Source organism: Bradyrhizobium sp. F1.13.3 (assembly GCF_040548265.1).
GTDB lineage: Bacteria > Pseudomonadota > Alphaproteobacteria > Rhizobiales > Xanthobacteraceae > Bradyrhizobium.
On record NZ_JBEPRI010000019.1, the window covers coordinates 23,809 to 39,746 of the forward strand.

Annotated in this window: 12 protein-coding genes; 3 read left to right on the plus strand and 9 right to left on the minus strand. The window is 59.5% G+C overall.

From position 1 onward, the window contains the following. Positions 1-41 precede the first annotated feature (41 nt). From ABIB66_RS35430 to ABIB66_RS35440, 3 genes are read left to right on the plus strand one after another with little or no spacing between them, the layout of a single operon-like run. A complete protein-coding gene (locus tag ABIB66_RS35430; protein WP_354210793.1) occupies positions 42-986 on the plus strand; it encodes a winged helix-turn-helix domain-containing protein in 945 nt (314 codons plus the stop codon). A 46-nt stretch (positions 987-1,032) separates the two neighbouring features. Then, positions 1,033-2,172, plus strand: a complete 1,140-nt coding sequence (locus tag ABIB66_RS35435) for a tetratricopeptide repeat protein (RefSeq protein ID WP_354210794.1) — start codon at positions 1,033-1,035, stop codon at positions 2,170-2,172. Positions 2,173-2,229: 57 nt separating this feature from the next. Beyond that, positions 2,230-2,646: a helix-turn-helix transcriptional regulator gene (locus ABIB66_RS35440; RefSeq protein ID WP_354257846.1), complete on the plus strand. Its 417-nt coding sequence runs from the start codon at positions 2,230-2,232 to the stop codon at positions 2,644-2,646. Positions 2,647-2,658: 12 nt separating this feature from the next. Here the strand turns inward: ABIB66_RS35440 and ABIB66_RS35445 are convergent, their stop codons facing one another. From ABIB66_RS35445 to cyoA, 9 genes are all read right to left on the minus strand, one after another. Beyond that, positions 2,659-5,538, minus strand: coding sequence for an ATP-binding protein (locus ABIB66_RS35445; protein WP_354210796.1), 2,880 nt, complete (start codon positions 5,536-5,538; stop codon positions 2,659-2,661). A 111-nt stretch (positions 5,539-5,649) separates the two neighbouring features. Then, a complete protein-coding gene (locus ABIB66_RS35450; protein WP_354257849.1) occupies positions 5,650-8,502 on the minus strand; it encodes an ATP-binding protein in 2,853 nt (950 codons plus the stop codon). Continuing rightward, complete coding sequence (locus ABIB66_RS35455) at positions 8,499-9,113, minus strand: helix-turn-helix domain-containing protein (protein ID WP_354210798.1); 615 nt, start codon at positions 9,111-9,113, stop codon at positions 8,499-8,501. The genes ABIB66_RS35450 and ABIB66_RS35455 overlap by 4 nt, the downstream gene beginning before the upstream one ends. A 144-nt stretch (positions 9,114-9,257) precedes the next feature. Further along, positions 9,258-10,058, minus strand: a complete 801-nt coding sequence (locus ABIB66_RS35460; protein ID WP_354210799.1) for an acetoacetate decarboxylase family protein — start codon at positions 10,056-10,058, stop codon at positions 9,258-9,260. 128 nt (positions 10,059-10,186) lie between these two features. Further along, positions 10,187-10,987 carry an acetoacetate decarboxylase family protein gene (locus ABIB66_RS35465; RefSeq protein WP_354210800.1) on the minus strand — a complete coding sequence of 267 codons (801 nt, stop codon included), beginning with the start codon at positions 10,985-10,987 and terminating at the stop codon, positions 10,187-10,189. A gap of 1,068 nt (positions 10,988-12,055) precedes the next feature. Beyond that, positions 12,056-12,451, minus strand: coding sequence for a cytochrome o ubiquinol oxidase subunit IV (cyoD, locus tag ABIB66_RS35470; RefSeq protein ID WP_502917416.1), 396 nt, complete (start codon positions 12,449-12,451; stop codon positions 12,056-12,058). After that, positions 12,448-13,080 carry a cytochrome o ubiquinol oxidase subunit III gene (gene cyoC, locus ABIB66_RS35475; RefSeq protein WP_354210801.1) on the minus strand — a complete coding sequence of 211 codons (633 nt, stop codon included), beginning with the start codon at positions 13,078-13,080 and terminating at the stop codon, positions 12,448-12,450. Before cyoC ends, cyoD begins: the two co-directional genes overlap by 4 nt. Then, complete coding sequence (gene cyoB, locus ABIB66_RS35480; protein ID WP_354210846.1) at positions 13,077-15,065, minus strand: cytochrome o ubiquinol oxidase subunit I; 1,989 nt, start codon at positions 15,063-15,065, stop codon at positions 13,077-13,079. The genes cyoC and cyoB overlap by 4 nt, the downstream gene beginning before the upstream one ends. Beyond that, the gene (cyoA, locus tag ABIB66_RS35485; protein WP_354210802.1) at positions 15,062-15,937 is read right to left on the minus strand and encodes a ubiquinol oxidase subunit II; all 876 of its coding nucleotides are present in this window, start codon (positions 15,935-15,937) and stop codon (positions 15,062-15,064) included. Before cyoA ends, cyoB begins: the two co-directional genes overlap by 4 nt. Position 15,938: the final 1 nt, after the last annotated feature.

The following is a 15,938-nucleotide window of genomic DNA, read 5'->3' on the forward strand; positions in this document are numbered from 1 at the left end:
GGTTCGGGGGGCTGGTCGCACGACCCCGGCTTCTCGCCATCTTGTCCGAGCTCCCAGCCAAGCGACTCGGCGTCATCAAGGCGCCTGCGGGTTTCGGCAAGAGCTCACTGGCGGCCACCTGGGCCGAGACGCTCGAGCAAAACGGCGATGCCGTTGCGTGGGTGACGATCGATTCAGACGACGATGAGGCCACGCGGTTTCTATTCTACGTCTCGCAAGCGCTGCACCAGGCCTGTCCCGACGTCGGTGCCGGCGCGATCGGGCTGATCCTCGAGAACAATTTGATCGACCCTATGGCGATCCTGTCGAGCCTGATCAACGATCTGGCGGAGATCGAGGATGATGTTTGCCTGTTTCTCGAGGACTATCACTGGGTCAGCGCTCCCTGCATCCATCAGACCGTCGCGTATTTTCTGAAGCACTCACCGTCCCACTGTCACGTGGTGCTGACGACGCGCACCGAACCTCCGCTGCCGCTCGCGACCATGCGCGCCCAGAACCAGCTGATCGAGATCGATGCCGAAGCCCTGCGGTTCGACATGCAGGAGACAACGGCATTTCTGGACGGCACCAAACCCGGAGTTCTGGAATTCCCCGACGTCCAACTCTTGCAGCGCAAGACCGAAGGGTGGCCCGCGGCGCTGCGGATTATCTCATCCATGCCTTCGCAGTCCGGATCCGGCCTGAGGGAGTATGTCCACAATCTCTCGGGTTCGCAGCGCCCGGTTGGCGCCTACCTGACGGAGATGCTCGACGCGCTTCCGGTCGAACTGGTCGACTTCATGCTGCGAACGGCCGTTCTTGATCGGCTCTCCGGTCCTCTGTGCGAGGCTGTCACAGGCTTGAGCGCGAGCCGTGCAATCCTGGCATCGCTCGCCCAGCGCCAGATGCTGCTCACGCCGCTCGACAATGATGGTGTCTGGTTTCGCTATCACACGCTGCTTGCTGAATATCTGAGACGGCAGCTGGAGGCAGACCGCGGGTGAAGTTCCTGAACACGGGCGTGCGGCCCTTTGGTATGCCTCCCACGAATTGTGGACCGAGGCGGTCCAGCACGCGATTACAGCTGGCGCTCCTGATCGCGCGATCGGCTGGATCAACAATTGCGCGATGGCGTTGATTAAGAGAGGCGATCTCTTCACCTTGCTGGAATGGCAGCGGCAGTTTCCCGACGAACTCATGCGAGGTCAGTGCGACGTCCGATTGGCGATCGCCTGGGGATTGGCGCTCGCGCTTCATTTTGACGAGGCCCTGAAGCTCGCAACCGACATCGAAGGCGATATCGCCAAAACGCTTCTACCGAACAGCAACCTGCTGTGCGAATGCCAGGCGATCCGCTCGGTCGCCATCGCGCTTAAGGATGACAGCGAAAGCGCGCTGCCTCTGGCGCAGGATTGCGTGAACCGTTCATCCGATCCTTGGACCGCGAACGTTGCTTCAAACGTCGTGCGCTTCAGCCATATGAAGGCGGGCGACCTTAAGCAATTTCATGCGACGCCGTGGATTCCCTATTCGGTCGAGGAGGATCGCAGAAATGTCTTTGCCTCGGTGTATCGGCACTGCCTGAACGGGCTTGCTGAGGAGCGGCAGCTACGTCTCACGCCGGCGGACGAGCACTACCGCGAGGGCTTGCGGATTGCCGAGCAGGATGTCGGCCCGAACTCAATTGCCGCGGCCTTGCCAGCAAGTCTGATCGCGCGAATCAAATACGAGCAAGGCGAGCTCGATGAGGCGGAAGCCTGGGTCATCGATCGCATCCCGCTGATCAACTCAGGGACAATGCTCGACTGCGGGTGGAGCACCTATTTCGTGATCTCCAGGGTCGCCGCGGCTCGGATGAACTTCGAGCGAGCCCGCACCCTCCTGGAGCGGGCAGAAAATCTGGGCGTCGGGCGGAATTGGGGCAGGCTCTCGGGCGGCGTGATCGCGGAGCAAGCACGGCTCTACCTGAAGGATGGCCGGCTGGACGAAGCCGCCGCATGCGTCGATCGCCTGGAACGCCTTTCGCGAAAATACCCTGCGCCGAGGCCTGGCGCCTGGTCGGAGATTGAATGGTACCACAAATTGACCCGCGCTCATTTGCTGGGCCAGCAAGCTCATCCCGAAGAGGCCATTTCAATGCTGCAACAATTGCAGCACCAGTCGAAGCAATGGAAAACCGTCAATTCCTGATCTGCATTGCGATCCGCCAGTCGGCCGTCCAGCTCAGCGCGGGCAACCGCGGAGGCCGTGAGCCGCTTCCGCCGCGTCCTTGTCGCGTCTGGGGCGGCCGGCCTTTATCAGACCGTTCTGGACGAGGGACCGGTCATTTCCGAGCTTCTTCGAGCCACCCGAGAGGGGGGAAACCTCAGAACGGATCTGATCCCATACGCCGATCGGCTCGCGGCGGGTCTGCAGCGAGCACGACAAGATCGTTCGGCGCCGAGCTCAAACGCACGGATTCTCGGCGGATTGAGCAGTCGCGAGACTGACATTCTCACGCTGATCGCGGATGGATTGTCCAACAAGCAAATCGCCCGAAGCCTTGATATCGGCCCCGAAACCGTGAAGTCGCACCTCAAGAGCGTTTTCACCAAGCTCGGCGTGGAGAAGCGCGCGCAGGCCGTATCACGCGCACAGACCCTTGGCATTGTCACCACACAATGACGCTTCGCCCCTTCATCCGGCTTGCCGCGCAAGAACACTCGTCTGTTCGAGGACTAGCCTCGCCAACACGAGATCCGGCGTTTCGAAGCCCTCGATAAACCGGCTGTAGATGGCTCGGATGAGCTCATGTGCCCTTCGGATTTGACCCCGATCAACCCAAATCCGCGCAAGCTCCAATCCTGCCCGCAGTTCAAACGAAAGCGCCGATTGTCGCGCTGCCAGCGTCATTGCGTCCTTGAAACACCCCACAGCCAAATCAAGCTGCTGGGATTCTCCGCACGCAAGGGCCAAGCCCTTGGCCAAGAACAGAGCCGGAACGTGAAGAGGCCTGTTCGATCCAAGCTGCGTTGCGATCGACTCATCAATGAGAGCCAGCGCTTCCGCGCGTTGGTTTTGATTTGCCAGAGCCACGGCCAATTCGGAGACAAAATCCGTTACAAGCATTTCGTATCGCAGGCCCCGCAGCTTTTCCAAGCTGTCCCGCAGATGACACATGCCATCCTCTGCCTGGCCGACGCGGACCAGATAGCGCCCCTTAAGTCCCACGGCGACAGCGCGAAATGGCTCCAGTGAATATTTCTCGGCGGTGAGCTCGAGCGCAGAGAGGTTCCGCGCGGCCTGTCCCAGCTCGTCAGTCCAGAAATAGAGAGGCATCGTCAGAATCAGGGCTCGACACAGCGCGATCGGATGGTCCGATCTCTCTGCTTCCTCGATGGTTCTTTTGGCATGACTGGCGGCCCTGTCGAGATTGCCGGCGAACCAGTGCGATCGGGTCAGGTTGAACAACGAGGTTGTGCGTAGATCAAACAGATACTGAGTTGCGTTGAATCGTCGGGAAGCCGGCGCTCCGCTCAGGGCCCGTTCGAGGTATTTTGGCGCGCGAACGTGGTCCGCAAGCATATAGTACGCAGCTCCCAGCATCGAATCCACAAGCGCCGCATCCTCCGGATTTCCGGTCTTGTTCGCGACGGCCTCTGCACGTCGCGCAACCTCAAGGCTGCCCGCCGCGTCGATCGTACGATGAAGATACATCGACAGCCCGCTGAGAAGACGCAGCTGCTGGTAGGCATCCTCGAGCTGTTCCGCGAGCGTCAACGCGGTATTGAAGGCATCGCGAACCCGTTCGCTGTTGCCGGCGGTGAACATCAGCGACAAGGCGAGCGAAGCGTGGATTTCCATTTGGTCATGCGGGTCGTCGTCCGCAGCAATCCGATCGATCGCCTTCTCCATCCAATCCCGGCACTCTATGAAAAGCGACCTGGCGAGAAGCAAGCGCGAGGCTGCCGCTGCCATTCGTGTGGCCGCGCGATCGTTTCCATTGGGACCAAAACTCGATTCGAGCGCGGCACGGATGTCTCCAAGATTGTGCTGCGTCGCGTCTGTCAGAGCTTGTCCGGGCTCCAGATCGAAGAGATTCCCGCGGTTGTCCTGCAACGATCGGCTCAGATGGCTCGCGTGGCGCGCCGCCATGGAATGATGCTCACCGTTCTCGGCCAATTTATCCGAGGCATAGGAGCGTGTGGTGTCGAGCAATCGATAAAGCATCCGCCGGTAGCTGGGCCACGCCACAATGAGCGATTTGTTAACAAGGCTTTCGACCGCGGCCTCGATCTCGGACCGGTCAACTCCTCCCTGCTCCGCAACCGCGCACGCCGCTTCCAATGAGAAGTGCCCGATGAAGATTGCGACACGTCGCAGCACAATTCGTTCGACCTCGGAGAGGTGATCGTAGCTCCAGTCCAGCGTTGCCTTGAGCGTCTGATGCCGCGGATTCGCCGTGCGGCGACCAAACTTCAGAAGATCGAGGCGCGAACCCAACCTCGCCACGGTATTCCCGACACCGAAGACAGCGGCTCTTCCGGCGGCGAGCTCGATGGCGAGCGCAATGCCGTCGAGCTTGCGACAAATCTCGGCAACCAAGGGAGCTTCGTCGTCACTGAGCGAAAAGTTGCCGCGGCGAGCACCGAGGCGTTCGGCGAACAACCGTGCTGCCGGATAGGCAAGCACCTCTGACGCGGTCGGTCGCGGCTGCTCTGGCGGGCAGTCCAGTGGACAAAGACGCAATACGCGTTCACCGGGAACGCGCAAGTTCTCCCTACTGGTCGCCAGTATGTAGATTTCGGGGGCATTCCTGAAGATATAGTCGGCGATCTCCGCGGTTCTCTTAATGACATGCTCGCAACTATCGAGAATGACAAGCGCCCTGCGCGCGCGCAGAAAATTGAGCAATGCCTCCCTTGGATCGACCAATTGCGGGGCGAGCCCGACCGCGGAAGCGAAGGCGCCAACGACCTGCTCATTATCGCTTGACGTTGAAAGATCGACAAAGAATACCGCCCCGGAGAAGTCGGCCAGCGCCCCGTGCCCGACTGACAGGGCAACGGTTGTCTTGCCTATGCCCCCAGCACCCAAAACTGTAATCAGGCGCTGTTCCGTCCGAAGCATCCGCTGGATCTCAAGAACCACGTTGTTGCGACCAACCATTCGGCCCAGCGCGGGCGGCAGGTTGGATGATCCCGAAAATGCACTTCCCCTGCCGCGGTCCGCGGGGAGTCGCAAGACCGGCGCGATGAAGCTATAGCCGCGGCCCTGGATGTTCGCGATGTACTTGTTGCCGAACTGGCCGTCGCCCAGTGCCTTGCGCAGCGCCGACAGATGGACGCGTAGGCTGCCCTCCTCAACCGTTACGTCAGGCCAAGCCTTCGCGATCAGATCGGACTTCGGGACGACTTCACCGGCGTTTTCCAGCAAAGCGATCAGGATGTCGTACGCCCTGCCACCCAGTGGAATGACCTGGTTCGCCTTGCTGAGAGAGCGCTCGGCGACACTCAGCTCAAATGGGCCAAACCAGATCCGCACTGCACTCGGTGAACCAACTTGTTGGACCGACATTTATTTTTCCGCCAAGACCGACGATTTGGTTGCACCATTCGCCGTCAGTCTCGTGCAAACGCACTCCCAGCCCCTAAGTGGTATCCGAAACCACCTTTTGCAACAAGCCTGTCACTGCATCGACTTGGCGGTGCCATCGTGCGAATGCGAAACGGTCAATACCTGCTTAGCAAGCCGTAGATCGCGGCTCTCAAGATCGTCCCGAAACTTCCCGAAAGTGGCTTGCAAAGTGCGCCACGCAGCTTCCTTTCGTCCGGTTGACCGTTCGGCAATGGCGAGGCTGGTCGCTGCCCTGAGCGCCCACGACAGGCTTGCTTGCTCGTTTGCAAGCTCGAACGCTCGCTGAAAGTATTGCCTGCCAGCCGCCAATCCCTCGCCGCTGCTCAGCGCCAATTCGCCCCTGATGCGGTACAGCTCCGGGCCATACCATCGGCTTTCGCCGAGATCGATCGTCGCACGCTCGAAAATATCAAGCCCTTCGCTCGGCCGGCCCACGAGGGCCATACCCATCGCAAACTCCGCCTGCAAGAACCAATCGAAAATTCCATAGCGGGCCGCAGACAGCTTCTCGAGGCCTGCGTAGAGCATTGCGCAGGCCGCACTGATCTGCTCTCCTCGTCTGATTTTGTAAATGGCCTGCATGCCGAGACCAAAGCCCTGGTAGTTATGCAGAGCGTATTTCCCGGCATAGGTGACGAGTTCGTCCACCAGTGCCTCGGCTTCGCCGTCATCCGGATTGGTCAAATATGCGATGAAGCCCGCAAAGGTGAGCGCCCCGCAAAGATTCACAGTCCGATTGGATTGGCGCGCCTCGGCGACGGCCATCCGGTTGAACCTGCGGGCTTGATCCGGAGAGCCTCGCAACCACGCCAAGGTCGCAAGACCGGCCAGGTTGTCGACCTTGCGATCATAGCCAAACCGCTTGATCAGCAATTGTCGTGCAGCCTCATCATCACGATGGAGCGACAATTCCAGCAGGCTTTGGGCTTCCACAATTCGGCCGGCATGGTAGTAAACTATACCGCGCATATAGTTGGCCGTCGCGATGGCGCCGATCCGACCTGCTCCTTCCGAAACCTCGCCGCCGCGGTCCGCCAACCTGATCGCTTCTGCGTAATTCGGAACGCGCAACTCGTGAGCCCACAGCACGAGCAGCGCGTCCATCTGATAGTCGATATCGTTCAGGCCCTCTGCGAGAAGCAACGCCTTGGCCCAGGTCGCGTATGATTTTTCTGTCATACCACCGGTGAACATCACACAGCTGGCGAGGGCCGACTGAAGAACCATCTCCTGTCGTGTACCCGAATTCTCGTCATCGAGATGACTAATGGCCCTCCTCATCCATTCCACGCATTCGTTGAGCAGCGCCATGCCCATCCAGGCGCTTGCCGATGCCGCGGCGAGTTCGACGCCGATTTTCGCATCGCCGTTGGCTGAAAACGCCCAATTCAGAGCAGCCCTGAGATTATCGACCTCGATTCCGAGGGCCTTGGGCCAGCCCGATGTGTCAGCCGCCGCGCCCTGCCTAAACAGGTCGGTGAAATAAAGGGCGTGACGGCAGCGAAAAAGGTCCGGCTCGTCAGTCCTCGCCAATCGCTGCAAGGCAAATGCGCGGGTGGGGTCAAGCAAGCGAAGTCGGCCCTCCTGTCCCTGGGCGGCAATCATCGACTTCGAACGAAGCTCCCAGATGCAATCCGATACACTTGCTTCATCGACCATCTCATCGGCGACAACGGCAACCGCCGCTTCGAACGTGAATCCGCCGCCAAATACGCTCAGTCGATTCAATATGCGCTTCTCTGCCTCGCCGAGCAGATCGTAGCTCCACTCTAGTGTGGCGTTCAACGTCTGGTGCCTCGACGGGGCGGTCCTGCGCCCCACCCATGACAGGTTCAGTCGTTCGTCGAGCAGGCTTGCGGTCTTGCCAAGGCCGAATATGTCGACCCTGCAGGCTGCGAGTTCGATTGCCAAGGGAATACCATCAAGCCGCCGGCAGATTCTTGCGGCAATCGGCGCATCCGCGTCCGTCAGCTCGAAGTCACTTCGCACGGCCCGCACGCGATCAACCAGCAGCTGAACAGAAGGGTATTTCAGCGTATCCCGCGCCGACAAGTCACTATCTTCCGGAGGGCATTCAAGCCCACCGAGTTCGTAGACATGCTCACCCTCGACGCGCATCGCCTCCCGGCTGGTCGCGAGCAAATGCAATGTCGGAACACGGCGAATCAGTTCCTCGGCGACGGCGGAGGCGCCACTGATCCGATGCTCGCAGCAGTCGAGAACGATGAGCGTTGGCCTTTCCTGCAAACGATCGATCAAAGCCGGCACGACATTGCTCGTTTGCACCGACATGCCGAGTGACGTTGCGATGGCCGGCGCGACGAGTGAATCGTTGGCGAGCGCACTCAGATCGATGAAAAGAACATGGCTGTCGAAAGCTGCACACATTTCGTGGGCGACCGCGACCGCCACCGTGGTCTTGCCGACGCCGCCAGGCCCGACGATCGTGACAAACTTCTGCCCGGCTAGCTTCGCTTGGATCTCGGCCACGGCGTGTTCTCGTCCGAGCATCCGCATCAGGCGCGCGGGCACTCGGGGCCTCGGAGGCAGCTTGGCATTCTCTGACACTTGTGAGGCACATGAGGTAACTGGTACGATGAAGCTGTACCCCCGCCCGGGTATGTTCGCGATGTATCGCCTGCCGGGGTCGCTCTGATTGAGCGCCTTCCGCAGCGCCGAAATATGGACACGCAGGCTGACTTGTTCGGCTCCCTTCTCGGGCCAAACGCGTTCGATCAGAGTTCTTCCGCCGACGACCTTGTTTGCCTGCTCCACCAGGACGATGAGAATATCTATGGCACGCGCGCCGAGCGGCACGATTTTCGCTTCATTCGTCAGGAGCCTGTTTGCGATCGATAGTTCGAAGGGACCGAAGCTGAGGACTGTCCCCTGCTGACCGCTCATGAGATATTCTCGTCCATGTCGGCTCTCGGAGTGGGCTCGCAGGGGATTACGAGCTTGCGTCGCCAGTTGGCCGGGCTTTGACCAAAGGCGTGCCTGAAGAGCCTGCATAGATGTGCTTGATCGGAAAAGCCCACGCTCAGGGCTATCTCGCTCAGTGACGCCGCGCTGGTCATCATCAGGTGGCAGGCTCTTTCCAGGCGCCTTCTCACCACGTAGGCATGCGGCGAATCACCAACGGCCTGTTTGAACTTTCGGGAAAAATGCGCCGGGCTTCGACGTGCGACCGCACTGAGATCCCGAATGTGAATGGTGCGGTGCAGATTGCTGTCGATGTAAGCTCGCACGCGCAGGATCTGCCACGCCGCCAGACCGCCCCTCGTTGAGCCGTTAGCGCCCGAAAAGCGCTCGATCTCCGCTTGCAGGATGTGGGATGCAGTGGCCAGTGACACCTTGGCCGCATCTCGATCACGTTCCAGCTCTCGCCTTGCTGTTTCAAGCAGCATGGCGAGGCTGTTCGCAACCAGATTGAACTGTTGGTCGGATGCCAAAGAAGATCCTGGTGCGGTAACCGAAAGTCCTGCCATAGTCATTCCCTCGACGATCAGCCCCACAGCCTGGATCGGCGAAAGAGTGCAGCACGGGGAGCTTCCTGGCTTGTTAAGTAGTGTTCTGAACTGTTAAATGCGGGCAAATGCTCTGTTGCTGGGCAACCATTCGAAAAATGAGCAAAAGTCTTTCATTTCCAGATAGATCGCTTACGAGCCCCGGTCTTCAAGAACCTTCAGATCGCTAATCGAGTAGGAGAGTGAATAGCGGAATCCCGCCTCGATCCGCCTCGGCGCGAGCGTGTGGAGCTCTTCGCCTTTCGTTTCCGGAAAGTTGAGCTCTCCCGTCCCGATCCATGGGCCGGCAACGATGAGATTGTCGGTGACCGACATCGTCAGCTCGTCGACCGCAGGCTTGTCCTGAGATCCAGCCACCAGTCGCGGGAAATATCGCAGCAAAACCGTCGGGCGGCTGAACAGAGACAATCCGTCCTCAACCGGCTTGCGCAGGGTAACGCATGCCTCCGCAAGACGCTGGCCATGCGTCGAGAGGCTGGCGCCGAACCGGCTTCCGGGCGCGATCGGCGCCGCCGCGGGCCCTGAGGCCACAAAGGAGCGCGTCTGAAAGATGCTGCCCATCTTCTTCGGAAATCCCTGCGTCCACCCGCGCGCGAGCGCAGCGTCGTTATCGACGTAGATGTACGGACACCACATGACCGGCACGTCGCGATACATTGCATCGACCAGGACAAACGCCTCGCGATATTGATAACGGGCCGGCTCGAGATATTCGTCGTCCTGGGCGGTGAATTGCCAATCCACGAACATCATGACGGCGTGGCCGTTTGACTTCGGATCGGGAGAAAGACCGCTCGGCAATGTGGCTGCCGTCGCGTCGGGGTCGGTCCAGAACTCGACTCCCATAGCATCTCCGGCATAGTGCCAGGGTGGCGGTGGAGTTAGAGCTGCCTGGCCGAATGGCGACTTTGGAACTGTAAAGCCCTTGAGCATTCCCGCGTCCTGAGTGCATCGCTTTCGACGCAGAGGCTATCGGAACCTGCGTCGCTGGATTTGATTGAAATGCGTCGACTTGTCTATTCCTGCCGCAATCCGGAACACCTGTTGGCATCGACCCATTGCTAGGCAGTCAGGTCTGCCAAAACCTCGATATCGGTGACGGAATAGGAAAACGAGAACCGGTATCCGCGCCCCACCTTGAGCGGCCCCAGCATATCCAACTCCTCGCCATAGGCTTCCGGAAAATTGAGCTCGCCCTCGCCAATCCAGACGTTCGTGATCAGGAGGTGGTCCAAAACGCATCGCACGAGCTCATCGACGGCAGGCTTGTCGTGCAGGCCCGCGGAAAGCCGCGGAAAATGGCGCCGTCCGACAATCCGCCGATCGAGCAAGCCGACGAGATGGTCGGCCTTTTCGCGCAAAGTGACGCCCGCCTGCACCAGCATGCGGCCATGTGCGGACATGCAGGCCGAAAATCTGCCATCCTGGACGACGGCCGCCGACGCCATGCTCGCAGCGGCGAAAGTCCGGGTCTGGTGTATAGCGCCGAACTTCCTGGGGTAGCCTTGAATCCAGCCTCTCATCAATGCGGCGTCGTTGTCCACATAGCAGTATGGGCACCACGCTATTCTCGTCCCGTTCCACATCGCGTCGAGGAGAACGCTGAATCCGCGACACTGATATCTGGCCGGGTCCAGATGCTCATCGTTCTGCGCGGTGAACTGATAGTCTGTGAAGACCGCAACAGAATGGCCCCGGCATTGCTCATCAAGCTCCACACCCGTGGGAAGGATATGGACTGATACATCGGGATCATTCCAGAACTCCACCGCGAGCACGTCACCCGCGAAGTGCCAGGGTGGCGACGGGACCAGCGCAGCAGCCCCGAGCGGCGACCGAGGAGCAGTGAATCCTTGCAGCATTGTCCTCGCCCCGCCACCAGTCCGTATCAGGCGTGTCATTCCAACATAGAACGTTAGCGTTGGTGTCAACCTCAACGCTTGGACAAACGTGTAATGACTTGGTGATTTCTGCGTGTCCGACGTTGGCACAAACCGGTCGAACCAAACAACCTCCGCGTCTGCGAGCCCACTCTCCAGGCAGGGCCGCATCAGGATCGGAAGCTACAAACGATGACGTTTGGCGACAAGCCCCTGCTCCAACGATCGCGTATCGATGTCTGCGTGATGAGGTCTAGTGTTGGCTTCGATTAACCACGCGAGACATCTAATGAAACCGAAAGGCCAATATAGATGACACCGTCGTGGTCGAGATCTTTGGTGCGTCATGCCTGTCCCTGTGCTTGCTGCTCGCAACGACTTGGCCCACCCGCTCGTCCTCGCAAGGGACAGCGGAACAGCGCCAGGTATGCACGCCCGACGTGTTCAGACTTTGCAGCTCGTTCATCCCCAATGCCGATGGCATAGCGGCCTGTCTCAGAGAGCGCGGGTCCGAACTAAGCGATGCATGCAGGCAGGTGATCCAGGTGGACATCACGCAAATGCCCCGCGCGAGAGATGGCAATAGCACTCGCAAGCGTACAACAAGATAGACGGATCGAGCAGATGGCCATTCCGACAATGAAGTTTGTGGTCGTGAACAACATGGCGCCGCGCAGTTCAGCTGTTTGCGCGGCGTGTTCGCGACCGCTGGAACGGGCCTACTTTCACGATCTTTCCAGCTCAAAGCACTATTGCGGGATCAAGTGTTACCCCAGACGGACGACGGTGTGCAGCTTCGCCGGATCGATCGCTACAATGAACCTGTATGAGCTCGCGATCGCCTGGCCGACGCTGACCGTCGACGTCGCCTCAGCCCTGTTCGACAGCGCATGGGGCATCAATCGCGTCTGACGCTTAAGACGCAATTCAACCCACTCTGCCCTGAAACGACGGTCGCGCCGCCAAGACCGGCGGGGCCGCCAAAACTATCGCAAACGCGCTGCGTAGGGACGGCATGCCCGATTGGCAGCAGCCACCCTGCGACGCTCTTCAATGTTGCATCCTCATGCTCATCGGCGCGCCCGACGGCATCATCATGTTCGTATTCATATCCGCCACGATCCACATCGTACCGGCGATCACGACGAATACGATGAGAACGCCAAAGGCGAGCGCGAGCACGTTGTTGGTGCTTTCCGGCCCGCTGCTGATGTGCAGGAAAAACACTAGGTGAATACCCATTTGGGCAATAGCGAGGACAGCGAGCCCGAGGAATACGCCGCCCGGCCAGAGCAGCGTCGTGTTTGCAGCCCAGAACGACGTGGCGGTGAGAAGAATTGCTAGAAATAGGCCGATCGAATAGACCAGAAACTCGGAGGGAGACGATGCGGGCATCTCGCGGCTCGGCCTGTCTCCGGGCGCGCGTTCGTGTCGAGCTTCAGTCATGAACTCACTCCCATCAGATAAACCACCGTGAATACCCCGACCCATACGATGTCGAGCGCGTGCCAAAACAAGGAGAAGCAGAGCAGGCGATGCTGCTCCCTCGCAGCGAATCCAAATACCGCCACCTGCACCATCATCACGATCAGCCAGATCAGCCCTAGCGCGACGTGCAGCCCGTGGCATCCGACCAGCGTGAAGAATGCAGACAGAAACGCGCTTCGCTGCGGCCCCGCACCGATGGCGATCATGCCCAGGAATTCGCGGATCTCGAGGCTAAGAAATATGGCTCCGAGTGCCAAGGTGATCAGAGCCCCTACATAGGTCCCGAGGTAGCGGCGCGAATTGATGGCCAAGGACATCAATCCGCAAGTGTAGCTCGAAAAGAGAAGGCAAGCAGTTTCGATCGCGACCGTCGTCTGGTTGAACAACTGGGCGCCAGTCGGTCCACCTGCCGTGGAGTGCACGAGCACCGCGTAGCTCGCGAACAACGCTGCAAACATGACCATGTCACTCAGCAGGAAGATCCAGAAGCCATAGGTGACCACAATCCTCTTTGCAGCAGGTCCCGCTTCACTCGCACCTGGCAGTGCGTCTGGCGGACTCTGATCAATTGCGACGGCGATATTCATACTGCGGCTCCTGCCTGGTGGGATCGTACGAACCGGGCGATCTCCTCGGCTGACACCTCAGTTTCATTGTGGCGGCGGAACGAGAAGGCAAGCAAGGTCGCGAATGCGCCCATCACTCCGACGATGGCCAGCCACCAAATGTGCCAGATGAGCGCAAAGCCGACGACCACAGCAAAGAAGGCAGTAACAAAGCCGGTGGCGCTGTTCTTCGGCATTTCGACGGGCTCATATTTGCGCGTCGGCGTCGGCTCGCGCGTTGTCGCTTGCGCGAGGTTCTTGCTGCTCCAGAAAGCGTCCAGTCCGGCGACCTTGGGCTGGAACGCAAAGTTCCATGCAGGCGGCGGCGACGCCGTCGCCCATTCGAGCGTACGACCGTTCCAGGGATCACCGGTCACGTCGCGCAGCTCCTCGCGATGACGGATCGACACAACGAGTTGCACGACTTGGCAAACGACCCCAACAAGGATGATAGCAGTGCCGACGGCCGCCGCTATCAACCATGGCTGCCAGGACAAATTGTCGTAATGTTGCATGCGCCGGGTCATGCCCATCAGGCCCAGCACGTAGAGGGGCATGAAGGCGACATAGAAGCCGACGAGCCAGCACCAGAACGAGGCTCTGCCCCAGCGTTCGTCGAGCTTGAACCCGAATGCCTTGGGGAACCAATAATTGTACCCCGCCATCACGCCGAACACGACGCCGCCGATCGCGACGTTGTGGAAATGCGCGACCAGGAACACGCTGTTGTGCAGCTGGAAGTCGGCCGGAGGTACCGCCATGAGCACGCCGGTCATGCCGCCGATGACGAAGGTCACCATGAAGCCCATCGACCACAGCACTGGCACCGAAAACCGAACCCGGCCGCCGTACATCGTGAACAGCCAGTTAAAGACCTTCGCGCCCGTCGGCAAAGCGATAATCATGCTCATTACGCCGAAGAAGCCGTTGACGTTTGCGCTGGCACCCATTGTGAAGAAGTGGTGCAGCCAGACCAGGAAGGAGAGGATGCAGATGGTCATCGTCGCGGCTACCATCGAGCGATAGCCGAACAGCGGCTTGCCGGAGAAGGTCGCCATCACTTCCGAGAACACGCCGAACGCTGGCAGGATCAGGATGTAGACTTCGGGGTGCCCCCATACCCAGAAAAGGTTGGAGTATAGCATCTGATTGCCCTGGCCTTCGAGCGTGAAGAAGTGAAAGCCGAGATAGCGATCGAGTGCCAGCATCGCGAGCGTCGCGGTCAGCACCGGAAAGGCCGCGACAATGAGCAGGTTAGCGGCAAGCGCGGTCCAGCAGAAGACCGGCATGCGCATATAGCTCATCCCTGGCGCGCGCAGTTTGAGGATTGTCGTGACGAAGTTGATGCCCGCCAGCAGGGTGCCGATACCGGAGATTTGCAGCGACCAAAGATAGTAGTCGACACCGACGCCTGGCGAGTATTGCATTTCGCTCAGGGGAGGATAGCCCCACCAAGTGGCTTTGGAGAACTCACCGACCGCCAACGATATGTTGACCAACAACGCGCCCGAGGCAGTCAGCCAGAAACTAACGGAGTTGAGCGTTGGGAACGCGACATCGCGGACACCAAGTTGCAGCGGGACCGCAAAGTTCATGAGCCCCACCACGAACGGCATTGCCATGAACAAAATCATGATCGTGCCGTGGGCCGAGAAAATCTGATTGAAATGCTCCGGCGGCAGATAGCCTTGTGCACCGCCGGCTGCCAGCGCCTGCTGCGCGCGGATCATGATCGCATCGCTGAAACCGCGCAGCATCATGACAAGCGCCAGTATGCAATACATGGCGCCTATCCGCTTGTGGTCGACCGAGGTCAACCATTCGCGCCACAGGTAGAGCCAGGCTCCCTTCGCCGTGACGAACCCGAGAACAACCACAACGACCAGGACCATGAAGCCCGTTGCGCCCATGATGATCGGCTCATGGAGGGGAATTGCGTTCCAATCGAGCTTGCCAAGGAGATTCATCGCTCTGCCCTCTGCGAGGTTGAACAAATTGAGAGAGAAGATTCTTGGGTGCCCGTGCCAGCGCTTACGATGCCGCTGAACAGATCGGGGACGACGCTACGATAGGTGAACGGCGCGACCGCCTTGGTCGGCTTGACTAGATCGGCATAAGCCGGCCTATCGAGTACCGAACCAGTTAGGCCAGTCTGCCGAACCCATTGCGCAAATCCGTCGTCGGTCACAGCATCGACAGTGAAGTGCATGTCGGGAAAGCCGTCACCGCTGAACATGGCGGATATCCCCGCATAGGTTCCGAGATGGTCCGCCTGCAGATGAAGGCGCGTGGCCATTCCGGACATGGTGTAGATCTGACTCCCGAGCTGAGGCACGAAGAAGCTGTTCATGACGCTCGATGAGGTCAGTTCGAAGCTGATCGGCGTACCAACCGGAACGACCAACTTGTTAACGCTGGCGATCCCCTGTTCTGGATAGATGAACAGCCATTTCCAGTCGAGTGAGACAACCTGAACGTTGACAGACTTGACCGCTGAGCTGATCGGCTTGCCCGGATCAAGGTCGTGTGCACCGATCCAAGCGACGCCGCCGACCAGGAGCACCGTCATCGCGGGGATGGACCAAACCAGCAACTCCAGGCGTCCCGAATATGTGAAATCCGGCCGATAGTGCGCACGCTCATTTGATGCACGAAACCAGAAAGCAAAGCCGAGTATCGCAGCGATCACTGGGATCACGATCGCCAGCATGATACCTAGGGCGTTGAATAGAATTTGGCGCTCTGCCAGCGCAATCGGTCCTTTCGGATCGAGCACGCCTTCGCAGCCGCCGAGGGTCGCGGCACCGATCATGACGATTGCAAGTAAACCATAGCGCATG